Source organism: Yoonia sp. R78084, from assembly GCF_044595625.1.
Classification (GTDB): Bacteria; Pseudomonadota; Alphaproteobacteria; order Rhodobacterales; family Rhodobacteraceae; genus Yoonia.
In genome coordinates this window covers 1,084,849-1,107,061 of record NZ_CP138993.1, presented here as the reverse complement: position 1 = coordinate 1,107,061, position 22,213 = coordinate 1,084,849, and the positions used below count along the sequence as shown (strand labels likewise).

Genomic DNA, 22,213 nt, shown 5'->3' with positions numbered 1-22,213 from the left:
TCACATGTCCAAATACCACCCTATCGACGTGCGCTACAAAGGCCCCTCGACCGCCTATCGCGGGTCGGCACACCGGAAAGCAGAGCAACGCGCCAGCGTTTTCGCGCAAACCAAGCCACGTGCTGCCAAGACTGTGCCAACAGCCATCCCCAAAGTCAGACGCAGCCAAAAACGGCCGGTGGCGCAGTCTGCCAAGCGCCCGCAGCGGCTGACGCGACTTCTCGGCTTCGTCACCAGAGGCAACCTTGCACTCGCTGTGTTCTTGCTGGTCATAGGCCTCATCAGCAATCCACATCTCTTGTGGGACTGGCTTTCGCTGGGCAGCACGCAGATGAACACGATCCCCTGAGCAGTATGGCCCCCACCACGGCAGCGCATCTGACGCGGTAACATCTCTCACCTTCCTGCGATAAACAGGTCTGCTGATTGCCATCCGCGCGCCACCTTGCCATCACGGATACAGACAATGGAGGCCCCGCATATGCCAACCGAAAAGCTCACCTTCACCGGACATGGCGGCGACACGCTTGCCGCACGCCTTGATCTGCCAAACGGGCCGCACCTTGCCACAGCCCTTTTTGCGCATTGCTTTACCTGCTCCAAGGACATCACCGCCGCACGCCGGATCGCGGCGCGTCTGTCCTCCATGGGCATCGCTGTGCTGCGGTTTGATTTTACCGGTCTCGGGCATTCCGAAGGCGAGTTTGAAAATACCAGTTTCACCTCGAACGTGGATGATCTGGTTGCCGCCGACAAGGCGCTGGCCGCACGGGGCATGCCGGCCTCCTTGCTCATCGGCCATTCGCTGGGTGGTGCCGCCGCCCTGAAGGCTGCCCCTATGCTGACCGGTATCAAGGCCGTCGTCACAATCGGCGCACCCTTTGATCCCGAGCATGTCACCCATCATTTCGCCCATGCGATCCCCGAAATCGAGGATCAGGGCGTGGCCGAGGTTGACCTTGGCGGCCGCCCCTTCCGCATAGGCAAAGGCTTTGTCGAAGATATCAGCACGGCAAATCTGAAGGCCGCGATTGGCAATCTGGGTGCGGCCCTTCTGGTGCTGCATGCCCCCCGCGATGCCACCGTCGGGATCGCAAACGCCTCGGATATCTTTATGGCAGCCAAACACCCCAAGAGCTTTGTCACGCTGGACAATGCCGACCACCTGATGACAGGAGCAAGAGACGCAGATTACGCAGCAGATATGATTGCCGTGTGGTCGAAACGCTATCTGGAATTGGCACAGCCTGAACCGAAAGCCACCACACCTGAAGGCATTTTGCGGGTGTCCGAGGCGGACGCAAACGGCTTCTTGCAGGATATCCAGTCCGGTCCGCACCATCTGCTGGCAGATGAGCCTGCAAAACACGGTGGCAGCAACAAAGGGCTTTCGCCCTATGGCCTTGTTTCTGCTGGTCTAGGCGCCTGTACGTCGATGACGATCCGCATGTATGCGCGGCGCAAAGGCTGGCCTTTGACGGGTGTCAGTGTCGATATCAGCCATGCCAAGGAACACGCCGCTGACGCAGCTGATCCGGCGGATGGCAAAGTCGATCACTTTGAACGCCTCATCCGGCTCGAAGGCGATCTTAGCAAGGACCAGCGCGAAAGACTGCTTGAGATTGCAGATAAATGCCCAGTGCACCGCACGCTTGAGCGGTCATCAGCTATCACGACCCGTCTTGCATGAAAAAAGGCGCAAGCGTGATGCTTGCGCCTTTTCCAAGAATTGAAAGCGAAGCTTAAGAGCGCGCGTCGCCGATCAGCTTCCACAGACCGGGGACCAGCAGTGCCGCAAGGCCCAGCTTGAGCGCGTCACCGATCAGGAAGGGTGTCATGCCAACTTCGACCGACCATGCAAGGCCGTTGCCGTAGAGAACGCTCAGCCATGCCACACCGGGCAGGTAGATCAGCGCATTGGCGATCAGCAATGCAACACCCATCATCAGAACCGAACGGTCCCAACCGGCACGCGCCGCAAAGCCGAGTGCCAGCGTCGCCACGACATAACCCACCAGATAGCCGCCTGTGCCGCCCATCATATAGGTCAGACCTGCGTTTTCAGCGGTCGAGCCTGCAAAGACGTCAAATCCAAGCGCACCGATGATCATATAACCCATAATCGTCGCCAGACCCAAACGCGGGCCGTAAGTAGCACCGATGGTCAGCACCGCAAATGTGCCCATGGTGATCGGGACCGGCCACATCGGCACTTTCACTTTCGCCATGATCGCCAGAACCGCGATCCCCAGAACCACCATGGCGGCCTGCTTGATGCGCAGCGCGGTACCGGTTGACGGGCCGATCGCCTCGGCCAGGACTTTGTCGTTAAGTGCGAGGGCCATGTGCCACTCTCCCCTATTGTGAATTTCGTTTCGGTTTTATCGCCGATGCCGCGACGCGGCGCAAGCATGATGGCGTTAACGGCGTTGATAAGTCGAGGTCGAGACATAATCCTTGCGCGGCCCTTTGACGGTCCAGATCGCGCGCCACACGGGCCATGCCGTGAAATCATAGCGTACCGTATAGAAATCATCGCCACAGGGATGGTCGGTGCCTGCGGCATGGCCTGCAGGAGTAAAGGCATGAAACGGACGCCCGTCATCGAATGTGACGACAACATCCAGTGGCGTGAAGGCCCAGTGATAGCACCGTTGCGCCTCTAGTGTGACACCGCTGTCCAGCGTCAACTGCCCTTGCTCGTGATAGGTCAGATGATCCGCATCCGTAGCTGTGAACACCACCTGCCCTTCCAATACACCGTTCTGGCCATCGCGCCGGTCCACGATCGTGCGCCGCAAAGCCCAAACGCCCTGAAAATCCGTTGCCACCAGTGCCAAAAGCCATCTCTCCCTTGAGGGTTCTCCCTCGGCCCCTTATGACGCGTCAGGAATCCTCTGCCCACCCCCTGTAAAAGGTGCATGCCAATGATCCCTCGCTATTCCCGCCCCGAAATGACCGCCATTTGGGAGCCAGCAACCAAATTTCGCATCTGGTACGAGATCGAAGCGCATGCCTGCGACGCGCAAGCGGCCCTTGGCGTGATCCCCAAGGAAAACGCCGAAGCAGTGTGGAAAGCCAAGGATGTTGAGTTCGATGTGGCACGCATTGATGAGATCGAAGCGGTCACAAAGCACGATGTCATCGCGTTTCTCACGCATCTGGCCGAACATATCGGATCGGATGATGCGCGTTTCGTTCATCAGGGCATGACATCGTCCGACGTGCTCGACACAACGCTGAACGTGCAACTGGTGCGCGCAGCCGATCTGTTGATCGCCGATATGGACCGCGTCCTCGCCGCCCTGAAAACCCGTGCCTACGAGCACAAGGATACGGTTCGCATCGGTCGCAGCCACGGTATTCACGCCGAGCCAACGACGATGGGTCTGACCTTTGCACGCTTCTACGCCGAAATGGACCGTGGCCGCGCACGCCTTGTGAATGCCCGCGAAGAAATCGCGACTGGCGCAATTTCCGGCGCTGTCGGCACATTCGCCAATATTGATCCCGCCGTCGAAGAGCACGTTTGCGAAAAACTGGGCCTGAAGCCCGAACCGATCAGCACCCAGGTGATTCCCCGTGACCGCCACGCGATGTTCTTTGCGACCCTTGGCGTGATCGCGTCCAGCATCGAAAACATCGCGATTGAAATCCGGCACATGCAGCGGACTGAGGTGTTGGAAGCCGAAGAGTTTTTCTCTGCCGGTCAAAAAGGCTCGTCCGCGATGCCGCACAAGCGTAACCCCGTGCTGACCGAGAACCTGACAGGTCTGGCGCGTCTGGTGCGCATGTCGGTGGTGCCGGCAATGGAAAACGTGGCCCTCTGGCACGAGCGCGACATCAGCCATTCATCCGTGGAACGTGCGATTGGTCCCGATACGACAATCACCTTGGATTTCGCGCTGAACCGTCTGGCGGGTGTGATCGAAAAGCTGGTGATCTATCCAGACAACATGCTGGCCAACATGAATAAATTCCGTGGCTTGGTCATGTCGCAACGTGTGCTTTTGGCCCTGACACAGGCCGGTGTCAGCCGCGAGGACGCCTATAAACTGGTCCAGCGCAACGCCATGCGCGTTTGGGAACAGGGCGCGGATTTCAAAACGGAACTGTTGGGTGACGCCGATGTTCTGGCGGCGCTCTCTGCCGAGGAGATCGAAGAGAAATTCGACCTCGGATACCACATGAAACACGTGGATACGATCTTTGGGCGCGTCTTCGGCGCTTAACAACACACTTCAGATGACCTGATCGCAAACCGCGATGCGATCAGGTCTCTCACCAATGAACCTACAGCTTTGACGGCGCGTGGAGCGCCTGTGCCGGCAAACTGTGTGTCGACGACCGCGGAACCGGAGCAACTTGCGCTGCCTTGGCCGATTTGCGGCGTACCGCAGGCATCGCCATTGCCACATAGCGGCGATCATCATGCAGGTTCGTGTAAGGCTCACCAATAATCTTTGCAGGGTATCCCAACTGACGCAGCGTGCGCGCAAAGACGGGCGGACAAAGTGCTACAATTTCGGTGGCACCCTGCGCTGTCGCCTGCTCGACCACACCATCCAGCACCAGCGCAAGGCATTCTGACCGTTCCGCATGGGTGTTGAGCGCGTCCGAGATCACAACGCGGGTTGCTTCCCAGACATTCGGCGTGACTTCTGCATGCGGAATGATGTCGGCGGGGATGCCGATCAGCTTCCCGTCCACCGCATCACGCAGCATATATGTATGCGCCCCCCACTGTGCCGTCGTGGCCATTGCCCGCATGCCACCGACAACCTTGCCATCTTTCAGAACAAGCGAATAATACGCCTTGGGGTTGTCGTACTGATCCATTTCCACATCGTCGTCATGCGGAATGTCCCACCCCAATTGATCGACAAAGAATTGCTTGCGAAGTGCAAGAAATTCGAAGAACGCAGATCCATGCTTGTGGAGTTCTGTCAGGTTGAATGTAATCTTCTCCATAGTATTCCCTCTGGTTGTAATGTTTGGGTCGACGGCCCCCACCGTCACCAAGTACGATGCTAACATAGCAACCTACAATTTAGCTCTAATTGTAAGGAATGGATAAAAGAAGCGCCTAATTCTTTTTAGATTAGGCCGAATTGATTTGCCAATGCAGCCGCCTGGGTCCCGGTTTTAGCACCCAGTTTCAGTTTGGCATTCTTGAGCCGCTGCTTGACTGCACCTTCGCTCACACTCAACTCAAACGCGATTTCTTTCAAGCGCTTACCGTCCTTGACCATCCCCAGCGCTTCAAGCTCTGCCTTGGTCAGATTCGTCGGTGGTGCTGTTTCGGTGTGGCGGCGTGTCAGGTAGGCAAGCAGGAGCTTGACTTCGAGATCGGTGTAATCCCGGTCAGATCGTGTAAAAGATGCAAAGGACCGTTGCTCGTCTGCATCGCTATCGAACACCGAAACAGTGACACCGTATCGCATGCCAAAACTATACGCCTGAGTGATGATTCGCTTTGGATCGTCTTCTGCAAGTGCGGACCACCTGATGGCACCCACATTCGCATAGGCCCACTTTACGACCGGATCAAAAAGCATATACCGCTGTTTGGTGTAATGGTTGATCCAGCCTTTCGGAAAGGCGTTCACCTCTTCCATCGGGAAAGCAAAGCCAATGCGTAGCGCCACATAATAGCCAGAGGGGGCTAGCTGCCCAATCTCTTCTGGGTCTAAGAGTGTCGACATTCAACTTCCTTAACGAGCCGTTGTAACAAAGCTCTTGTTGCGGCCGCGCTGTTCGCCCTAATATGCCCGGACAGCGGTTCGAACAGACTTTATGGTCATAACGTTAATCTTGGCAACCGGAAAGCGAGTACAATTCGATGGCCTCTACGCAATTTGAGATTAGCGAAACACTCGGCCAGCTCAATGACCTTGCGCCTGCTGGCTATGCGTTAGGCATCCATATTGAGTACACGACCCCCAAGTTCATGTTTCAAACCTACCCCAAAGACTGGCTGGATTACTATTCACGAAATGGTCTGTTGATGTCAGACCCGATGGTCGCCTGGGCGTTTGATACGGAAGGTGCCACGCGCTGGTCCGCCCTTGATGATCCGGCGGGTGTCATGACCAAAGCGGCTGAACATGGTCTGAGATATGGCATCGTGGTATCCATCGTATCGGATGACAGCCGCACAATTTGTGGTTTTGCCAACGGTGAACGCGAATTCTCGGATGAAGAAATCGCAAGTATTCAGGGACTTGTCACCAAGATCCATGACAACACCGCAGACACTGCCCAGCTTGACCCCAAGACCGTTGAGCAGTTGAAAAAGATGTCAATTATGGTGACACACCCGCGCGCTTAAGTCGTTTAAGCTAACCAATATTTTACGGTCACGCGTTTATGTGACCATATGGATTTCAGCGCCCCGCCCACCCCTGATATGACCCTGACACGTCGCCGCAAGGCGGCAATGGTCGTGCATATGCTGCTTGAAGACGGCAATACGCTCGCATTGGGGCAACTGCCTGAGTTGTTGCAACTGCTGCTCACCGATGAGTTGGGCGCCCTGCGGAGGGTCGACAAAGCCACCGTCACCGCCGTGGCAGAAGAATTCACTGCCGAGCTTGAGGCGGTGGGCCTGACAGCCCCCGGCACCCGCGACGGGGCAATCACGGCACTTGCCGATCACCTCAGCCCCGTTCTGGCCAGCAGGCTGCGCAACCAGTTGGAAAGCGTACGCAACGGGGATCACTGGCCCGTTGTCGTTGACCTCAGCCTAGAACGGCTTGTGAAAATCATGCAGTCCGAAAGTATCGAAATCTGTGCGGTCGCCCTGTCCAAACTGCCCGTTGCCAAGGCCGCAGAGGTGCTGACAAAAACCCCCGGGGAAAGGGCGCGCAGGATCACCTATGCGATGTCCCAGACCGAAGATATCTCGCCTGACGCCGTGCGCCGTATCGGGGCCGCATTGGCTGCGGACTATGGCCAGCCGGCCGATCAGGCGTTCGAAAAGGCGCCGGTGCAGCGCTTGGGTGCAATTCTGAACTCGACAGTCACAGATACCCGTGAAGACGTGCTGGAAGGGCTGGAAGGCACGGATCCGGATTTCGCCAGCAATGTGCGCAAGGCGATTTTCACCTTCAAGGACATCGCGCCGCGCGTCAAGCCGACCGACATTCCGAACGCGATCCGCAATGTGGATGGCGATACGCTGACCACGGCGATCGCGGCAGCACTCGCCGGTGAAGAGGCGCTGATGAATTCGGCAGAGTTTATCCTCAAAAGCCTGTCGCAGCGCATGGCAACCCAGTTGCGCGAAGATGCGCAGGAACGCGGACGCATCAAAAAAGACGATGCTGAAAAGGCCATGGCCGCGATCACGACTGTTATCCGCGAAATGGCTGACGCCGGTGTCATCACCCTGATTGATCCGGACGCAACGGATACCGCCGAAGAGGAAGGCTAAAAACAACAAATGTGATTCACGTCGCGCAGAAAATCCCCTAAGCTCACAGCATGACTGATAATCACCCCTTCACTGGCCAACGCTGGCACGACATGGGCGGCGGCGCGGCCGGCACCATACCTACCGGGCAACATGATTTTTCACTTTGGGAAAAGCGTGTCGATGCCTTGATGATCATCGCCTCGAGCCAAGGGCATTTCACCGTCGATGGTCTGCGGCGCGTGCTTGAAGACATGGGCGAAGAGGCGTTCGAAACCATGACATACTACGAACGCTGGATTGCCGCCGTGAACCAGAACCTGATCGAGGTTGGCGTCTACACCATCGCCGAACTTGCCCAACGCATGACGGCGGTCGCAGCACGCGGCGCCACCTATGGCGAGGCTGCAAGTGAGTGACCGCCAATATATGCGGGTGCGCGCGGATATGCCCCCCGGCCACGTGCGCACACCATCCTATCTGCGGGGCAAGGTCGGCTGGGTCGAACGCACACTTGGCCCCTTCCCCAACCCCGAACAACTGGCCTATGGGCTGAACGCGCAGGCCCTGCCCTTGATGCGGGTCCGCTTTTCCATGGCCGAGGTTTGGGGTGAGGCATCCGAAAGCCCCGCCGACACGATTGACGCCGAAATCTACAGCCATTGGCTTGAACCCGCAGAGGCACCCCATGCCCCATGATCACCACGACCACCTGTCGCCCTCGGGTCACCCCTACCGGCCTGACGACGACCACCCGCTGACCTATTGGCAGCAAATGGAAATCGCCGTGCGCGAGCTGCTGATCGAAAAAGGTGTGACCACGGCTGCGGCCATCAACGCCCAGATCGAGGCCATGGACGCGCGTAGCCCTGCCCATGGCGCAGCAGTAGTGGCACGCGCATGGACCGACCCCGATTTCCGCACAGCTTTGCTGGATGACGCCAGTGCCGCGACCCGCGACATGGGCTTTGACATCGGCCCAATGCGGCTGATCGCTCTGGAAAATACGGAACACATCCACAATATCGTCGTCTGCACACTATGTTCGTGCTATCCGCGCAATCTGTTGGGCCTGCCCCCCGACTGGTACAAATCCCGCGCCTATCGCTCCCGCACCGTTAAGGAACCACGCAAAGTACTGGCCGAGTTCGGCGTGACATTGCCCGACACCACCACCGTTCGCGTCCATGACAGCACAGCAGACATGCGCTATGTCGTCATCCCGCATCGCCCCGCAGGCACTGACGGATGGCAGGCAGATGACCTTGCAAAACTCGTCACCCGTGACAGCATGATCGGCACAGGGCTTGCCAAATCACCGGATGCCGCGTGACGACTGAAGAACCCCCGACCGGAACACGGGCCGATTGGCTGGCTGACCGCGCCCTGCGCGGCCTGATCGGCACGCTCATGCGCCTGCCATATGAAACCCGCGTGCGCATGATGGGCAGCGCGCTGCGCCGCGCAATCGGGCCTTTGGCAGGATACCGCAAACGGGCCGAACAGAACCTGGCGCTGGTCTATCCCGACATGGGCGTCATCAAACGACGGCAGATTGCGGAGCAGTGCTGTGACAACTTCGGACGCACAGTCATCGAGAATTATTCATGGCAAGAATTTGGCAATAAACTACGCGATATCAATCCACAAGGAGACGGACTTGATGCACTTTCGGATTCCGTGAAATCCAAGCGACCGGTCCTTTTTGTGACCGGCCACTTCGGCAATCACGAAGCCCCGCGTCAGGTACTGACCGCGATGGGCCATACCATCGGTGGCCTTTATCGCCCGATGCAAAACGCCTATTTTAACGATCACTATGCCAAGACGATGACCTCTTGGGGCGGCCCCGTCTTTGCCCAAGGCCGACGCGGCACCATGGGCTTCGTACGGCACCTGCGCGGTGGCGGTCTGGGCACGCTGCTGTTTGATGTCGCGGCACCAGGGCCTTCTCTGCCCTTTCTGGGCCACCCTGCGCGCACCTCGGTCTCTGCCGCCGAGATCGCGTTGAAACTCGATGCTGTCATGATCCCCTATTTCGGGATCAGACAGCCTGACGGGCTTTCATTTCAGGTCGAGGTTGAAGCGCCCATCGCGCCTGACACGCCTGAAAACATGCTTTTGGCCATGAATGCACGTCTTGAGGCACAAATTGCGAGTAACCCGGCGCAGTGGTTTTGGGTGCACAGGCGATGGAAAAACCGTGGTCGCAGTGCCTAGCGCAGCACAGCCGCACCGACGATGGGGCCATCCGTGGACTGCTGCAAGATCACAACAATCGGGCTATCCCCTTCTGCAACCGCCTCAAACGCCAGTGGTGACCGGCCGTCCCATTCAGCGACGACTTCCCATGATGTGACGATATTGGCATAGCTCAATTTGCGTCCTGCGTTTTCCCCGCGTCTGATATCAACGGTTTCCTCGGGGATGTAACGGACAAGCTGCACTGCATAGTCCCCGCCTTGCCCCGGTTCGGCGGCGATCAGAACGGCACCCTCACGCCGCGTCAGTTGCAGATCAAAGAGGCTCCCTGCCTCTCTTTGCGCCTGGAGCGCATCCATCACCTGCATGGGGCGCGAACCGACCACCTGTTCAACACCGTTGATAATCATCTGCGGGGTATAGACCGAGGTGGCATTCGCAGCGCGCGCATAGGCGTGCTGGCGCGCGGTGAAAGCAGGGTTTGCAAAGATATCCTTCCAGCCGATGTAATCCCAGTAATCCACATGAAGTGCCAGAGCGATCACATCATCCCGCTTGGCCAGATCATGCAGCATCTCGTCTGCCGGAGGACACGAAGAGCACCCTTGCGAGGTATAAAGCTCAACCACCACCGGATCGTCCTGGGCTGCAACCTGTGTTGCATGCATGACTCCAAAGACCGACAAGGCAGCAAGAAAATAACGCATAAGGAACCCCGGGTAATTGCTCTTCTGTGTCGGGTGTAATCAGATTAGACTGAAATGGCCAATCAATGAATTGCGATTGCAAAGTTAACAATGTTTCAGTGTCAAACGGCGTTGATCTTTATTGTGTGCAACAGTATACAACGCGCAAATGCGCCGCATTGCATGACGAATCTGCATGGTGCATCACCGCGACAAGCAGCCTTGCATAAGCATACGCCACGAAAGGGAACGCCATGACGATCACAGTCGGCAAAGATACTGCCAAGACACGCAAAACCCTCAAAGTCGGTGACCAGTCGGTCGCTTACTATTCCATCCCTGCCGCTGAAGCCGCAGGTCTGGGGGATTTTTCCAAACTGCCCGCAGCCCTGAAGGTCGTGCTTGAAAACCTGCTGCGCTTTGAAGACGGCGGTTTTTCGGTCTCAGTCGACGATATCAAAGCATTCTCCGCATGGGCCGACAACGGCGGCAAGAACCCCCGCGAAATCGCCTACCGCCCTGCCCGCGTGCTGATGCAGGACTTTACCGGCGTGCCTGCCGTGGTTGATCTTGCCGCGATGCGCGACGGGATTGTGGCGCTGGGGGGCGACGCCCAGCAGATCAACCCGCTGAACCCTGTTGATTTGGTCATCGACCACTCGGTCATGATTGACGAATTCGGCAATCCGCGCGCGTTCCAAATGAACGTAGACCGCGAATATGAGCGCAACATGGAGCGTTACCAGTTCCTCAAATGGGGTCAGGGCGCGTTCAACAACTTCCGCGTTGTGCCACCGGGCACAGGCATCTGCCATCAGGTGAACCTTGAATATCTGGCGCAAACCGTCTGGACCGACAAAGACCAGAACGGCGAGGAAGTGGCCTATCCAGACACGCTCGTCGGCACCGATAGCCACACCACGATGGTCAACGGTCTGGCCGTCTTGGGCTGGGGTGTTGGCGGGATCGAGGCCGAGGCCGCGATGCTGGGCCAGCCTGTCTCCATGCTGATCCCCGAAGTGGTGGGCTTTGAGCTGACAGGTGAAATGGTCGAAGGCACCACAGGCACCGACCTTGTGCTGAAAGTCGTCGAAATGCTGCGCGAGCTAGGCGTTGTGGGCAAATTCGTGGAATTCTATGGCGCGGGCCTTGATGTGCTGCCACTGGCCGACCGTGCCACCATTGCCAACATGGCACCGGAATATGGCGCGACCTGCGGCTTCTTCCCGATTGACGGTGAAACCCTGCGCTACCTGCGCAACACAGGCCGCGACGAAGACCGCATCGCGCTTGTCGAAGCCTACGCCAAGGAAAACGGCTTCTGGCGCGACGAAAACTATGCACCCGTCTACACCGACACGCTGCACCTTGATATGGGCACAATTGTGCCCGCAATCTCCGGCCCCAAGCGCCCGCAGGATTACACACCGCTGACCCAGGCCTCATCGGCCTTTATGGATGTGGTGAACGAATATCGCGGTATCGACAGCAGCAAGGCCGCTGACGAAATGGCATCCGAGGGCCCTGCCCCGACCGAACCGATGGATCCACGCAAATCACAAGCCGTCAAAGGCGAGGATTACAAACTGCGTGACGGTTCTGTGGTGATCGCTTCGATCACATCCTGCACCAACACATCAAACCCCTACGTCATGATCGGCGCAGGCCTCGTGGCACGCAAAGCCCGCGCCTTGGGCCTGAACAGCAAACCATGGGTCAAGACATCACTGGCCCCCGGATCGCAGGTTGTGTCGGAATATCTTGAAGCCGCAGGCCTGCAAGAGGACCTCGACGCCATCGGGTTCAACCTTGTCGGTTACGGCTGCACCACCTGCATCGGCAACTCTGGCCCGATCCAGCAGGAACTCTCCGAAGCTATCGCCGAGGGCGACCTGATTGCCACGTCCGTTCTGTCGGGTAACCGCAACTTTGAAGGCCGGATTTCGCCTGATGTGCGCGCCAACTATCTGGCCTCTCCTCCGCTCGTCGTGGCCTATGCGCTGGCCGGTGACATGAACGTCGACATGATCAACGACCCGCTGGGGCAGGACAAAGACGGCAATGACGTCTACCTCAAAGACATCTGGCCCACCTCTGCCGAGATCAACGAACTGGTCGAGCGCACCGTGACACGTGAGGCGTTCCAGAAGAAATATGCCGACGTCTTCAAAGGCGACGAAAAGTGGCAAGCGGTCGAGACCACCAATTCAGAGACCTACGACTGGCCCGCATCGTCAACCTATGTCCAGAACCCGCCCTACTTCAAAGGCATGTCAAAGGACGCAGGCACGATCAAGAACGTGGAAAATGCCAAGGTTCTGGCTGTTCTCGGCGATATGGTCACAACCGACCACATCTCGCCTGCCGGTTCGTTCAAAGACACCACTCCCGCGGGCCAATACCTGCTGGACCGTCAGGTGCCTGTACGCGAATTCAACTCTTACGGATCGCGTCGCGGCAACCATGAAGTCATGATGCGCGGCACATTCGCCAACATCCGCATCAAGAACGAAATGCTCGACGGCATTGAAGGCGGCTATACCAAAGGCCCCAATGGTGCGCAGACATCCATCTTTGACGCGGCTATGGCCTATCAAGAAGCCGGCACACCGCTGGTGATCTTCGCGGGCGAACAGTACGGCGCGGGCTCTTCGCGCGACTGGGCGGCCAAAGGCACGGCACTATTGGGCGTCAAGGCCGTGATCGCGGAAAGCTTCGAGCGTATCCACCGCTCCAACCTTGTTGGCATGGGCGTTGTGCCGTTCGAGTTCACTGGCGGCGACACCCGCAAATCGCTGGGCCTGACAGGCGACGAAACGGTGACCATCGAGGGTCTGGATACCGTCAAACCGTTGCAGGACATGACCGCCAAGATCACAATGGCCGATGGCAGCGTGAAAGAGATCACCGTGAAATGCCGGATCGATACGGCGGTCGAGATCGAATACATCGAAAACGGCGGTGTGCTGCACTATGTGCTGCGGAACTTGGCCAAAGCGGCGGCCTAACCGAAAAAGGAAAAGCCCGGTCATTTTGACCGGGCTTTTTTCATCTATGCGTGGGTTTCACCCACCCTACTCCATCGCCTTTGCGAGTTCGGGCAGGAACCGCTGCTCGTAATCCGACCCTACCAACGGCCCGACAAAACGAAACAGGACCGTCCCGTCACCATCCACGATGAATGTCTCTGGCGGCGCGGTCACACCCCAGTCGATCGCCGAACGGCCCCGCAGATCAAACCCTGTGGCAAAAAAGGGGTCGTCATAATCCACCAGATACTGTGAGGCTTGGGCCTGCTGATCGCGGAAATTGACGCCAGCGACACGGTAGCCTTCGGCCTCGAGATCAAGCAGATTCGGGTGTTCGGCGCGGCAAGGCGGGCACCAGCTCGCCCAGAAGTTCACAATCGTAATCTCGCCTGCACGCAAATCGGCATCGGTCAGTTGCGTTGTTCCCTGCACCGCCTCAACCGGCACAGGCGGGGCCTGCTTCCCCACGAAAGTTGACGGCAGCTCATCCGGGTTGTCCCGCATCATCCCAGCAATCGCGAGGCCGGCAAAGGCTGCAAAAATCACCGGAGGCAGGATCATCAAAGGTTTGATCTTAGCCATTCTTCTCGACATCCTCCAAGGCAGCACGCACCTTGGCATAGCGCCGCCAACTCAGCCACACCAGCGCGAGCAACAACACGATGCTGACTGCATAGGCCGACAAAACCTCAATCCGATAGTCACCTAAATCAGGCACGGCGCGCCCTCGCTTGCAAGGCGCGGATCCGGCGTGCGCGAATTTCGGTACGGGTGCGCATCAGAACGAGCGCGATGAACAAAAGGACAAATCCGGCGATGCAGACAAGGAGCGGAAACCAGAATACATCCGAGATGTTCTCTTCCTTATCCAGCGACAGCGTCGCCCCCTGATGCAGCCCTTGGTTCCAGAACAACACCGCATAGCGCGACAGGATCGCAAAGACCGACCCCACCATGCATAAGACCGATGTCAGATCGGCGGCAGTATCAGGGTCTTCAATCGCTTCCCAAAGGGCGATGTAGCCCAGATAAAACAGGAACAGGATCAGGAATGACGTCAAACGCGGGTCCCACGCCCAGTAAGTACCCCACATGGGCTGCCCCCAGATGCCGCCGGTGAAGAGCGCGATCAGCGTGAAAACAACGCCCACAGGGGCCGCGGCACGCGCCGCAAGCGCCGAGACATGGTGGCGGCGGATGACCCAGATCAGAGAGGCCACCAGCATCATAATCCATGCGTTAATCGCCATCAGGGCCGCTGGCACATGCAGGTAGATGATCTTGACGGTCGAGCCCTGGCGGAAATCATCTGGGGTAAAGAAGAACCCCCAGATCAAGCCCACAGTCAGGCACAGCCCCGCCAAAGCAAAGCTCCACGGCAGGACCGGACGGGTCCAGCCCATGAAACGTCTTGGATTTGCATATTCCCACATCGACATGGCGTTTATTTATCCTTCATGGTCCCGTCCAACAATCCCCGATCACCGCAGATTGATGCGTAAGACAGCCGCAGTGGCAAATGGCAGGAGCGCGAAACACCCTGCAGTGATCCCCGCCATCAACATCAAGGCCCCCGTCGGATCAAGGCCATCAGCCCCGCGGCGTACGGCCTCGGCCCCGAAAATCAATGTTGGCACATAGAGCGGCAGCACCAGTAGCGACAACAACAACCCGCCGCGCCGGATGCCGACGGTCAGCGCGGCCCCGAATGTCCCGATCATCGACAGCGCAGGCGTGCCCAGCAAGAGCGAGATCAGCAGATAGGCGTAGGCCTCGGGCGCGAGGCTGAGCAGGAACCCCAAAGCGGGTGCCGCCAGCGTGAGCGGCAGCCCCGTTGTGATCCAATGCGCTAGCGCCTTCATCATCGCAGCCCCTTCCATTGGCAGCGGCGATGTCGCCAAAAGGCTGAGCGATCCATCCTCGAAATCCAGCGCGAAAATCCGGTCCAGCGACAAAAGCGCCGCCAAGAGCGACGCGACCCAAAGAATACCGGGCGCGATGCGCGACAAAAGCTCCGTTTCCGGCCCAACCCCGAAGGGCACCAGCACGACGACGATTAGAAAGAAAGCAAGGCCAAGTCCAAAACCGCCGCCTGCGCGGAACGCCAGCCGCAGATCGCGCAACAGCAGCGCAATCACAAGAAGGCCTCGTCTGATCCGCCATCTGCGTCCGCTGCGGCTTTGAACGGTGTCAGGTCCAGTTCGGGGGCCGCCAGCCCCAGATCAATATGCGTCGCAATCACCGCCACTCCGCCCGCGGCAAGATGCGTGTTTTGCAGCCAATCGGCAAAGAGTTTCACGGAAAACCGGTCGAGCGACACCGTCGGTTCATCCAGAAACAGCACTTTCCGGCCGATCACACCCAAACGCGCCAGCCCAAGGCGGCGTTTCTGCCCCGCAGACAACGTCCCGCCCAAACGGTCACGCAAGTCAGAGAGATCAAAGGTTTCCAAAATCGTATCAGGCAGTGCTGCACCATGCACATCCGCCCAGAATTTCAGGTTCTCAGTGACTGTCAGCGCGGTCTTGATGCCGTCTGCATGGCTGGCATATGCACCTTGCTCTTCAGGAAAATCCACCTCGCCTGTGATCGGCGGCTGCAAACCTGCGAGCGTGCGCAGCAGCGTGGTTTTCCCGACGCCATTGGGACCGCGCAATATAATCGCCTGACCCGCTGCCACCTCGAAACTGACGTCCGTCAGCACCGGCACGCCGCCTCGGGCGCAACTCAGATTACGGACATACAGCATTCAGACAGGCAAGAGGGCCACGGCAACGCGCCGGCCCTCGGACAAGAGAACATTATAGGTCCGGCACGCCGCAGGGGATGCCATGGTTTCCACGCCAATCCCTGCATGCTCAAACGCTGTGCGAAAGGCCACCGGCGGATGCGCGATTTCGGCTCCGGTGCCAACGAACAGCACGTCAATGTCATCCACATGATCCAGCACAGCAGCGGTATCTTCAAAACCACCCCAACCGCTCACCCCCGAAGGCATGACGAGAACAGCACCATCATGGCGTTTGCCGCCAATGCGGAAAAACCCGGTGCCATAGCCATCTATCGGCACGGCATCGTTATAGCTGATTTCGTTCAGACGCATGTCTCACCTCCATTCAGGTGTCGATGTGACCGTATTTCGTCCCCGCGCTCGGGTCTTTCTTCGACCAGTCGCGCTTGACGCCCAGCACCAGCAGGATCGCTGATGCCACAAAGATCGACGAATAGGTCCCGATCAACACGCCCCACATCATCGCAAAGACAAACCCGCGGATCACGTCACCACCCAAGACGAACAGCGCCAAAAGTGCAAGCATCGTCGTCATCGAGGTCATCAACGTCCGGCTGAGGGTTTCGTTGATCGACAAGTTCAGCACCTCTTTGAGGTCTTTTTGCTTATACTTGCGCAGATTTTCCCGCACGCGGTCGAATACAATCACCGTATCGTTGATCGAATAGCCCACAATGGTCAGCAAGGCCGCGATAATCGCGAGATCGAACTTGATCTGAAGCTCCGAGAATATCCCGATGGTCAGGATCACGTCATGGCAGAGCGCAAGCACCGCGCCGACCGCGAACTGCCATTCAAAGCGCAGCCAGATATAGAGAAGGATCGCGATCACCGCCAAACTGACCGCCAATATCGCGGTCTGGATCAGCTCACCCGACACCTTCGGCCCGACGGATTCCACCGAAGGGAACGTCATATCGGGGTCAATTGTGCGCAGCGCGGCCTGCACCTGATCAATCGTTTCAGTCGCGATCCGCTCATCGCCTTCCTGCGCCTGAATGCGCACCATGGCCACGTGCTGGTTTTCGTCAAACGACGGATCGAACACCTCGGCAATCGACACATCACCGAGGTCCAGCGCCTCAAGTGCGGCACGGTATTGGGCCACATCGACAGGCGTTTCGGATTGAGTCCGGATGCTTGTACCACCCTGAAAATCAATGCCGTAGTTCAGGCCCTGGATCAGAAAAGACGCAAAAGCGATGACCATGGCGATCATGGAAATACCCAGCCAGATACGGGCGCGGCTGAAGAAATCGATCGTTGTGTTTTCGCGAACCAGTCTCAGGCGCATATCAAACCTCGATTGTTTTGGGGCGGGTGCGCGAGAACCAGATCACAATCAGGGATCGGGTCACGAAAATCGCGGTAAAGACGGATGTCATGATCCCGAAGCCCAAAGTCACGGCAAAGCCGCTGACCGGGCCGGAACCCATGGTGAACAGGATCACAGCCGTCATAAAGGTGGTGATATTGGCGTCGATGATCGACGACAGCGCTTTTTCATAGCCCAGCTCGATCGCGCGCGCAGGGCCTTTGGCCGTCTTCAACTCTTCGCGGATGCGTTCAAAGATAATCACGTTCGCGTCCACCGCCATCCCGATTGTTAGGACGATGCCCGCGATCCCCGGCAAGGTGAGTGTCGCACCAACAATGCTCAGCAGGCCAAAAATCAGACCCACGTTAATGATCAGCGCAATATTGGCGAACACGCCAAACAAACCGTAGCTGAGCACCATATAAAGCAGAATGCCAATACCTGCGACGATGCACGCCACCTGCCCCGCCGCAATACTATCGGCACCCAGTTCCGGACCGATGGTTCGCTCTTCAAGAAACGTCAGTTCCGCTGGCAGCGCGCCTGCGCGAAGCAAAACAGCCAGATTTGTTGCTTCCTCAATCGTGAAATTACCGGTGATGATACCCGAACCACCCGGAATATGGCTTTGGATCGTAGGGGCGGAGATGACCTCATTATCCAGCACAATCGCGAAAGGGCTACCGATGTTTTCCAGCGTATAGTCGCCGAATTCTCGGGCCGCGGATGTATTGAACCGGAACGCCACCGCAGGGCGGCCGTTCTGGTCAAAATCCAGTTGCGCGTTCTGCAGGTCCTCGCCCGTCACCACAGGGCGACGTTCCAGAATATAGAAAAGGCCCGCGGTCTCTTGCGCAGGCACAATCATATTGCCGGTGCCTGCCGACGCATCGGGATCGCCCGTCGTGCCCTCAACAGGGTTGAATGTCAGCTGTGCAGTGGTGCCCAGCAGTTCGATGATCTCGTTGGCCGAGCCGACACCGGGGACCTGTACGAGAATACGCTCTGCCCCTTGCCGCTGGATCGTTGGCTCACGGGTGCCGACCTCGTCGATCCGGCGGCGAATGATCTCGAGCGTTTGGAGGATCGTCCGCTCGTTCATCGCGGCCATTTCCGCATCGCTCAGCGTGATTGTGAGCAGCGTACCATTCAATCGGACATCTATATTGGTGGCGGCAGCACCGGTAAAGGACGCCACAGGTGTGGCCAAACTCCGCGCAATCTCGAAAGCGCGGGTCGCACCAGCCGCCTCGGAAATACGCACGCGCAATTCGGTGGGCGGGCTATCCTCGCGGGTGACGAACCCAACTGTGTCACGCTCTATGGCCAAGGCATCGCGCACGGATGGCCAGAAACCTTCAAGAAATGAGGCATGCACATCCTCGACCTGCACTTCGACCAACAGGTGTGCCCCGCCGCGCAGATCAAGCCCGAGGTTGACAAGGCCGGAGGGCAGGAAACTGGGCCATTGCGCGGCATCAGCGGCAAGCGCGTCATTGGTGATGCCCGTGTCGATGATCGCCATCGCATCATTATGCGTCTCGACCCGACCATAAAAGCCGTTGGGCAAGGCAAACATCAGACCAACGACAACTGTGATCCAGATCATCAGCTGCTTGGGAAACGAAATATTGAGCATAAAAGCGTGCCTCGCCGGCCAGACTTAGGTTTTTGCCGGTTCTGTTTTGTTCATGACGGTCGCAATTGTCGATTTGACGACACGGACGTTCACGCCCTTGGCAATCTCGACTTCGACTTCATTGGTGCCGTCTTCTTTGACTTTCACGATCTTCCCAACCAGACCGCCTTGAGTGATGATCTGGTCACCCCGACGCAGGCCTTCGATCATGGCAGCATGCTCTTTCAGCTTTTTCTGCTGCGGGCGGATCAGCAGGAAATACATGATCGCGAAGATCAACAGGAGCATAATCAGGTCGGCAGGTCTCATAAATCCATCCCTTTTGGTCGTGCGGCTTTAGCGCCTTGGAAACTCGCGGCACATTATGTCCGCCACCTGTGAATGGCAACCGCGATTGGCCCGAATTGAGCAGGCTTGCGTGGCATATGGGGACAGCACGGAAGGAAAGCAATCACGTTTAAAATGTTTGCGTCCAAAGACGGCAGTCACTGGCGGTTTTCTTCGCTGGAAATTCCTAGTTCACTTGACCGGCACAATCAGGCATATGACCGTCACGCAAACACCCGAGAAGGACCGATGCTATGCATGATATCCGCACCATCCGTGACAATCCCGCTGCTTTTGATGCGGCCCTGTCTCGTCGTGGGCTTGCACCTGTATCGTCCCGGATCCTTGCGATGGATGAGGCGCGCCGCGCCAAAATACTCGCGGCTGAAACCGCGCAGGCCGAAGCCAATAAAGCCGCCAAAGACGTCGGCGCCGCCAAGGCCCGCGGTGACGAGGCCGAGTTCGAACGCCTGCGCGCGCTTGTCGGTGAAAAGAAAGCACAGATCGCCGCGTTGAACGATGAGGCCAAGGCCGAGGATGCCGCCCTCACCGATCTTTTGATGGGCATCCCCAACCTGCCCGATGACAGTATCCCCGATGGTGCGGACGAAAACGACAACGTCGAAATCCACCGGCACGGCACCCCCCGGGCCCTTGATTTCGCGCCACTAGAACACTTTGATATCCCCGCCATCCGTCCGGGCATGGATTTCGAAACCGCCGCCAAATTGTCCGGTAGCCGGTTCGTGCTGCTGTCGGGTGCTGTGGCACGTCTGCACCGTGCGCTGGCGCAATTCATGCTGGACGTACATGTGGAAGAACACGGTCTGACCGAAACCATCACCCCTGTGCTGGTGCGCGAGGACATGATGTATGGCACAGGCCAATTGCCGAAATTCGGCGATGACAGCTATCAGACCACCAACGGCTGGTGGCTGATCCCGACGGCCGAAGTAACCCTGACCAATATCGTCAACGGCCTGACAGTCGACGAAAGCTATCTGCCCCGCCGTTATGTGGCACACACCCAGTGTTTCCGCTCTGAGGCAGGTTCTGCGGGCCGCGACACGTCAGGCATGCTCCGCCAGCACCAGTTTGAGAAGGTCGAGATGGTCAGCATCACCAAGCCCGAGGACAGCGCCGCCGAGCACGACCGCATGACCAAACAGGCGCAGGCGATCCTTGAAAAGTTGGACCTGCCCTACCGCACCGTCGTGCTGTGCACCGGCGATCTGGGTGCAGGTATGCGCAAAACCCACGATATCGAGGTCTGGTTGCCCGGTCAGAACACGTACCGCGAAATCAGCTCGGTCTCTGTCGCGGGCGATTATCAGGCCCGCCGCATGAACGCCCGCTACAAGCCCGAGGGCGGTGGCAAGCCGCAGTTCGTGCACACCCTGAACGGATCGGGCCTTGCCGTCGGGCGCACGCTGATTGCCGTGGTCGAAAATGGCCAGCAGGCTGATGGATCGGTGGATCTTCCTGCCGCCTTGCACCCCTATCTGCGCGGCAAGACGCGGATTAACGCAGACGGCCAGATGGTCTAGCGCGGCGGCAAGAGATCGTCCTTTGTGAGGGTCTCTTGCAGTTTTGGCAGGACTTTTGCGAGCGTCTTGGGCTGATAGGCCGGATCACAGGCGATCCGGTCAATCGCCGTCTGGCTCACATCCACCACACGCGTCGGCCCGTCGCGATCAAAAGGGCGCAACCGCATCACGCGGGCCAGCAGTCCCAAACGGGATTGATTGACCAGTGCCTCGCGGATGTTGCGCCCCTCACGGACCTGCGCCAGTTTCGCGCTGTCCATGCACAGCTCCGCCCTTTGCGCCCCCTCCGCGACCCAGTCAAATGCGAAGGCCGAGAGCCCCAACCGGTCGCCCCCGCCCCCGACTGATCCATGATCGCCGGGAAACCATTCCTGTCGGTAGGGCCAGTCCGCGCGGGTGGCAGGATCAAGACTTGTCTCCTCATCCACTTCCAGCGCCGTCCGGTTCATGCGGTCCAGCTTGTCCGACCAAAGTGCCGGCGCAAAGGTCCTGCGCTGCTCGTCAATCGCGACGGCGTGACGGGCCGAAAGCACCGTACGTGACAGGTCCGCATCGTGGAACTGGTGCCTTTTGTTGAAAAGTGGTGCTGCGGCCCAATAGCCCGGCACCCCCAGCGCGCCGACCGTATCCCAGACGCCAAGATATTTGATCGTCAGGTTTACACAGAGGCCCGGGTTTGTCTTTTGCCGCCAGTTCCATTCCAACTGGCTTGTTGCCGTATAGGGCGCAAAATCGCGGCGCCACGCAAAGCTTGCCGGATCATCCGGTTTCGTGTCCTTGGATCGCGACCGATAGCGCCGTATTGCCTCGCCGATGCGGCCCACATTTTCGCGCGGCGGGATCCCGCAAGAACGCAGTAGTCCGGCCAATGACCGCGCCGTATAGGCCCCGCGCGAAAAGCCGAAGATGAAAATCTCGTCCCCTGGTTCATAGCAGAAAACCAAAGCGCGATAGGCATCCTCTATATTCTCGATCAGGCCCCAGCCCAATGCGCCACCCGCAAACCTGTCCAATGTCCGCGCGACCGCGTTCGATCCGCGTCCGGCCCCGACGCCCAGCACATAAAACACCTGCTGTTTGCGCCCGTCATCCGCCGTGTGTTTGACCGCCTGCGCCATGCGCACCACATTCGTGGGGTTCACAGCATCATGGCGGTTCCAAGTCCCGTCACAAAAAATCGCAATGCGTTTCATGGCAATCTCCTGAATTGAATAAGTGAATGCTGGCGCAAGGACCGGTTGTAGGCAAGTCCGGGATGTA

At 58.3% G+C, this 22,213-nt stretch carries 26 protein-coding genes; 11 read left to right on the top strand and 15 right to left on the bottom strand.

The genetic code is table 11. The features are described 5' to 3' along the window. Positions 1-4 precede the first annotated feature (4 nt). Positions 5-349 (top strand): hypothetical protein, encoded by a 345-nt coding sequence (locus SJY29_RS05705; protein WP_400087800.1) that lies wholly within the window; start codon positions 5-7, stop codon positions 347-349. 132 nt (positions 350-481) lie between these two features. Further along, complete coding sequence (locus SJY29_RS05700) at positions 482-1,690, top strand: alpha/beta fold hydrolase (RefSeq protein ID WP_400087799.1); 1,209 nt, start codon at positions 482-484, stop codon at positions 1,688-1,690. Between the two features lie 52 nt (positions 1,691-1,742). Here SJY29_RS05700 and SJY29_RS05695 read toward each other — a convergent pair whose 3' ends face one another. Next, the gene (locus SJY29_RS05695; RefSeq protein ID WP_400087797.1) at positions 1,743-2,345 is read right to left on the bottom strand and encodes a biotin transporter BioY; all 603 of its coding nucleotides are present in this window, start codon (positions 2,343-2,345) and stop codon (positions 1,743-1,745) included. 75 nt (positions 2,346-2,420) lie between these two features. After that, positions 2,421-2,831 (bottom strand): DUF6314 family protein, encoded by a 411-nt coding sequence (locus tag SJY29_RS05690; RefSeq protein WP_400088845.1) that lies wholly within the window; start codon positions 2,829-2,831, stop codon positions 2,421-2,423. A gap of 96 nt (positions 2,832-2,927) precedes the next feature. Between SJY29_RS05690 and purB the strand changes: the two genes are divergently transcribed. Then, entirely contained in the window at positions 2,928-4,232 is a 1,305-nt protein-coding gene (purB, locus tag SJY29_RS05685; RefSeq protein ID WP_400087795.1) for an adenylosuccinate lyase, read from the top strand. A 61-nt stretch (positions 4,233-4,293) separates the two neighbouring features. Here purB and SJY29_RS05680 read toward each other — a convergent pair whose 3' ends face one another. Both SJY29_RS05680 and SJY29_RS05675 read right to left on the bottom strand, forming a co-directional pair. Continuing rightward, complete coding sequence (locus tag SJY29_RS05680) at positions 4,294-4,971, bottom strand: acyl-homoserine-lactone synthase (protein WP_400087793.1); 678 nt, start codon at positions 4,969-4,971, stop codon at positions 4,294-4,296. Positions 4,972-5,096: 125 nt separating this feature from the next. Further along, the gene (locus SJY29_RS05675; RefSeq protein ID WP_110280559.1) at positions 5,097-5,705 is read right to left on the bottom strand and encodes an autoinducer binding domain-containing protein; all 609 of its coding nucleotides are present in this window, start codon (positions 5,703-5,705) and stop codon (positions 5,097-5,099) included. 137 nt (positions 5,706-5,842) lie between these two features. Here SJY29_RS05675 and SJY29_RS05670 point away from each other — a divergent pair, with 137 nt between their 5' ends. The 6 genes from SJY29_RS05670 (at position 5,843) to SJY29_RS05645 (ending at position 9,634) form a co-directional block, all read left to right on the top strand. Next, positions 5,843-6,331: an autoinducer binding domain-containing protein gene (locus SJY29_RS05670; protein ID WP_110280558.1), complete on the top strand. Its 489-nt coding sequence runs from the start codon at positions 5,843-5,845 to the stop codon at positions 6,329-6,331. A 78-nt stretch (positions 6,332-6,409) separates the two neighbouring features. Next, a complete protein-coding gene (locus SJY29_RS05665) occupies positions 6,410-7,435 on the top strand; it encodes a FliG C-terminal domain-containing protein (RefSeq protein WP_400087790.1) in 1,026 nt (341 codons plus the stop codon). Positions 7,436-7,485: 50 nt separating this feature from the next. After that, positions 7,486-7,833, top strand: a complete 348-nt coding sequence (locus SJY29_RS05660; protein ID WP_400087788.1) for a ScnB-like protein — start codon at positions 7,486-7,488, stop codon at positions 7,831-7,833. Positions 7,834-7,843: 10 nt separating this feature from the next. Further along, positions 7,844-8,113 carry an SH3-like domain-containing protein gene (locus tag SJY29_RS05655; RefSeq protein WP_400088843.1) on the top strand — a complete coding sequence of 90 codons (270 nt, stop codon included), beginning with the start codon at positions 7,844-7,846 and terminating at the stop codon, positions 8,111-8,113. Beyond that, positions 8,103-8,747: a nitrile hydratase subunit alpha gene (gene nthA, locus SJY29_RS05650; protein ID WP_400087787.1), complete on the top strand. Its 645-nt coding sequence runs from the start codon at positions 8,103-8,105 to the stop codon at positions 8,745-8,747. Before SJY29_RS05655 ends, nthA begins: the two co-directional genes overlap by 11 nt. Next, positions 8,744-9,634 carry a lysophospholipid acyltransferase family protein gene (locus SJY29_RS05645; protein ID WP_400087785.1) on the top strand — a complete coding sequence of 297 codons (891 nt, stop codon included), beginning with the start codon at positions 8,744-8,746 and terminating at the stop codon, positions 9,632-9,634. Before nthA ends, SJY29_RS05645 begins: the two co-directional genes overlap by 4 nt. Here the strand turns inward: SJY29_RS05645 and SJY29_RS05640 are convergent. After that, positions 9,631-10,323 (bottom strand): DUF1223 domain-containing protein, encoded by a 693-nt coding sequence (locus SJY29_RS05640; protein ID WP_400087784.1) that lies wholly within the window; start codon positions 10,321-10,323, stop codon positions 9,631-9,633. The two genes, SJY29_RS05645 and SJY29_RS05640, sit on opposite strands and share 4 nt — an antisense overlap. Positions 10,324-10,556: 233 nt before the next feature. On the opposite strand from SJY29_RS05640, the gene acnA reads away from it, so the two are divergent. Beyond that, positions 10,557-13,310: an aconitate hydratase AcnA gene (acnA, locus tag SJY29_RS05635; RefSeq protein WP_400087783.1), complete on the top strand. Its 2,754-nt coding sequence runs from the start codon at positions 10,557-10,559 to the stop codon at positions 13,308-13,310. Positions 13,311-13,376: 66 nt separating this feature from the next. Here the strand turns inward: acnA and SJY29_RS05630 are convergent, their stop codons facing one another. Genes SJY29_RS05630 through yajC form a run of 9 tightly spaced genes read right to left on the bottom strand, consistent with a single transcriptional unit; the run spans position 13,377 to position 19,388 of the window. Beyond that, a complete protein-coding gene (locus SJY29_RS05630; RefSeq protein WP_400087781.1) occupies positions 13,377-13,913 on the bottom strand; it encodes a DsbE family thiol:disulfide interchange protein in 537 nt (178 codons plus the stop codon). Next, a complete protein-coding gene (ccmD, locus tag SJY29_RS05625; RefSeq protein WP_110280550.1) occupies positions 13,906-14,049 on the bottom strand; it encodes a heme exporter protein CcmD in 144 nt (47 codons plus the stop codon). Before ccmD ends, SJY29_RS05630 begins: the two co-directional genes overlap by 8 nt. Next, the gene (locus tag SJY29_RS05620) at positions 14,042-14,770 is read right to left on the bottom strand and encodes a heme ABC transporter permease (RefSeq protein WP_055293076.1); all 729 of its coding nucleotides are present in this window, start codon (positions 14,768-14,770) and stop codon (positions 14,042-14,044) included. The genes ccmD and SJY29_RS05620 overlap by 8 nt, the downstream gene beginning before the upstream one ends. A gap of 42 nt (positions 14,771-14,812) precedes the next feature. After that, the gene (gene ccmB / locus SJY29_RS05615; protein ID WP_400087779.1) at positions 14,813-15,469 is read right to left on the bottom strand and encodes a heme exporter protein CcmB; all 657 of its coding nucleotides are present in this window, start codon (positions 15,467-15,469) and stop codon (positions 14,813-14,815) included. Further along, positions 15,466-16,080 (bottom strand): heme ABC exporter ATP-binding protein CcmA, encoded by a 615-nt coding sequence (gene ccmA / locus SJY29_RS05610; RefSeq protein WP_400087777.1) that lies wholly within the window; start codon positions 16,078-16,080, stop codon positions 15,466-15,468. Before ccmA ends, ccmB begins: the two co-directional genes overlap by 4 nt. After that, positions 16,081-16,434, bottom strand: a complete 354-nt coding sequence (locus SJY29_RS05605) for an Mth938-like domain-containing protein (protein ID WP_400087775.1) — start codon at positions 16,432-16,434, stop codon at positions 16,081-16,083. It lies immediately after the preceding gene. A gap of 13 nt (positions 16,435-16,447) precedes the next feature. Continuing rightward, positions 16,448-17,416: a protein translocase subunit SecF gene (gene secF / locus SJY29_RS05600; protein WP_110280545.1), complete on the bottom strand. Its 969-nt coding sequence runs from the start codon at positions 17,414-17,416 to the stop codon at positions 16,448-16,450. A 1-nt stretch (position 17,417) separates the two neighbouring features. Beyond that, on the bottom strand, positions 17,418-19,079 hold the full coding sequence (secD, locus tag SJY29_RS05595; RefSeq protein ID WP_400087773.1) for a protein translocase subunit SecD: 1,662 nt from the start codon (positions 19,077-19,079) through the stop codon (positions 17,418-17,420). Between the two features lie 24 nt (positions 19,080-19,103). Continuing rightward, entirely contained in the window at positions 19,104-19,388 is a 285-nt protein-coding gene (yajC, locus tag SJY29_RS05590) for a preprotein translocase subunit YajC (RefSeq protein ID WP_055293082.1), read from the bottom strand. Positions 19,389-19,660: 272 nt separating this feature from the next. On the opposite strand from yajC, the gene serS reads away from it, so the two are divergent. Next, positions 19,661-20,953 (top strand): serine--tRNA ligase, encoded by a 1,293-nt coding sequence (gene serS / locus SJY29_RS05585; RefSeq protein ID WP_400087771.1) that lies wholly within the window; start codon positions 19,661-19,663, stop codon positions 20,951-20,953. On the opposite strand, the gene SJY29_RS05580 is transcribed toward serS, so the two are convergent. Then, a complete protein-coding gene (locus SJY29_RS05580) occupies positions 20,950-22,146 on the bottom strand; it encodes a DUF2235 domain-containing protein (RefSeq protein WP_400087769.1) in 1,197 nt (398 codons plus the stop codon). The genes serS and SJY29_RS05580 overlap by 4 nt on opposite strands. Positions 22,147-22,213 lie beyond the last annotated feature (67 nt).

What these genes read in the sequence shown, in the direction of transcription:
- SJY29_RS05670 (WP_110280558.1), top strand. Translation starts at nt 5,843, where the DNA reads ATGGCCTCTACGCAATTTGAGATTAGCGAAACACTCGGCCAGCTCAAT.
- SJY29_RS05665 (WP_400087790.1), top strand. Translation starts at nt 6,410, where the DNA reads ATGACCCTGACACGTCGCCGCAAGGCGGCAATGGTCGTGCATATGCTG.
- SJY29_RS05655 (WP_400088843.1), top strand. Translation starts at nt 7,844, where the DNA reads ATGCGGGTGCGCGCGGATATGCCCCCCGGCCACGTGCGCACACCATCC.
- SJY29_RS05660 (WP_400087788.1), top strand. Translation starts at nt 7,486, where the DNA reads ATGACTGATAATCACCCCTTCACTGGCCAACGCTGGCACGACATGGGC.
- serS (WP_400087771.1), top strand. Translation starts at nt 19,661, where the DNA reads ATGCATGATATCCGCACCATCCGTGACAATCCCGCTGCTTTTGATGCG.
- ccmA (WP_400087777.1), bottom strand. Translation starts at nt 16,080, where the DNA reads ATGCTGTATGTCCGTAATCTGAGTTGCGCCCGAGGCGGCGTGCCGGTG.
- SJY29_RS05580 (WP_400087769.1), bottom strand. Translation starts at nt 22,146, where the DNA reads ATGAAACGCATTGCGATTTTTTGTGACGGGACTTGGAACCGCCATGAT.
- acnA (WP_400087783.1), top strand. Translation starts at nt 10,557, where the DNA reads ATGACGATCACAGTCGGCAAAGATACTGCCAAGACACGCAAAACCCTC.
- SJY29_RS05630 (WP_400087781.1), bottom strand. Translation starts at nt 13,913, where the DNA reads ATGGCTAAGATCAAACCTTTGATGATCCTGCCTCCGGTGATTTTTGCA.
- nthA (WP_400087787.1), top strand. Translation starts at nt 8,103, where the DNA reads ATGCCCCATGATCACCACGACCACCTGTCGCCCTCGGGTCACCCCTAC.
- yajC (WP_055293082.1), bottom strand. Translation starts at nt 19,388, where the DNA reads ATGAGACCTGCCGACCTGATTATGCTCCTGTTGATCTTCGCGATCATG.
- purB (WP_400087795.1), top strand. Translation starts at nt 2,928, where the DNA reads ATGATCCCTCGCTATTCCCGCCCCGAAATGACCGCCATTTGGGAGCCA.
- SJY29_RS05640 (WP_400087784.1), bottom strand. Translation starts at nt 10,323, where the DNA reads ATGCGTTATTTTCTTGCTGCCTTGTCGGTCTTTGGAGTCATGCATGCA.
- secD (WP_400087773.1), bottom strand. Translation starts at nt 19,079, where the DNA reads ATGCTCAATATTTCGTTTCCCAAGCAGCTGATGATCTGGATCACAGTT.
- SJY29_RS05705 (WP_400087800.1), top strand. Translation starts at nt 5, where the DNA reads ATGTCCAAATACCACCCTATCGACGTGCGCTACAAAGGCCCCTCGACC.
- SJY29_RS05605 (WP_400087775.1), bottom strand. Translation starts at nt 16,434, where the DNA reads ATGCGTCTGAACGAAATCAGCTATAACGATGCCGTGCCGATAGATGGC.
- secF (WP_110280545.1), bottom strand. Translation starts at nt 17,416, where the DNA reads ATGCGCCTGAGACTGGTTCGCGAAAACACAACGATCGATTTCTTCAGC.
- SJY29_RS05695 (WP_400087797.1), bottom strand. Translation starts at nt 2,345, where the DNA reads ATGGCCCTCGCACTTAACGACAAAGTCCTGGCCGAGGCGATCGGCCCG.
- SJY29_RS05700 (WP_400087799.1), top strand. Translation starts at nt 482, where the DNA reads ATGCCAACCGAAAAGCTCACCTTCACCGGACATGGCGGCGACACGCTT.
- SJY29_RS05675 (WP_110280559.1), bottom strand. Translation starts at nt 5,705, where the DNA reads ATGTCGACACTCTTAGACCCAGAAGAGATTGGGCAGCTAGCCCCCTCT.
- SJY29_RS05680 (WP_400087793.1), bottom strand. Translation starts at nt 4,971, where the DNA reads ATGGAGAAGATTACATTCAACCTGACAGAACTCCACAAGCATGGATCT.
- SJY29_RS05620 (WP_055293076.1), bottom strand. Translation starts at nt 14,770, where the DNA reads ATGTCGATGTGGGAATATGCAAATCCAAGACGTTTCATGGGCTGGACC.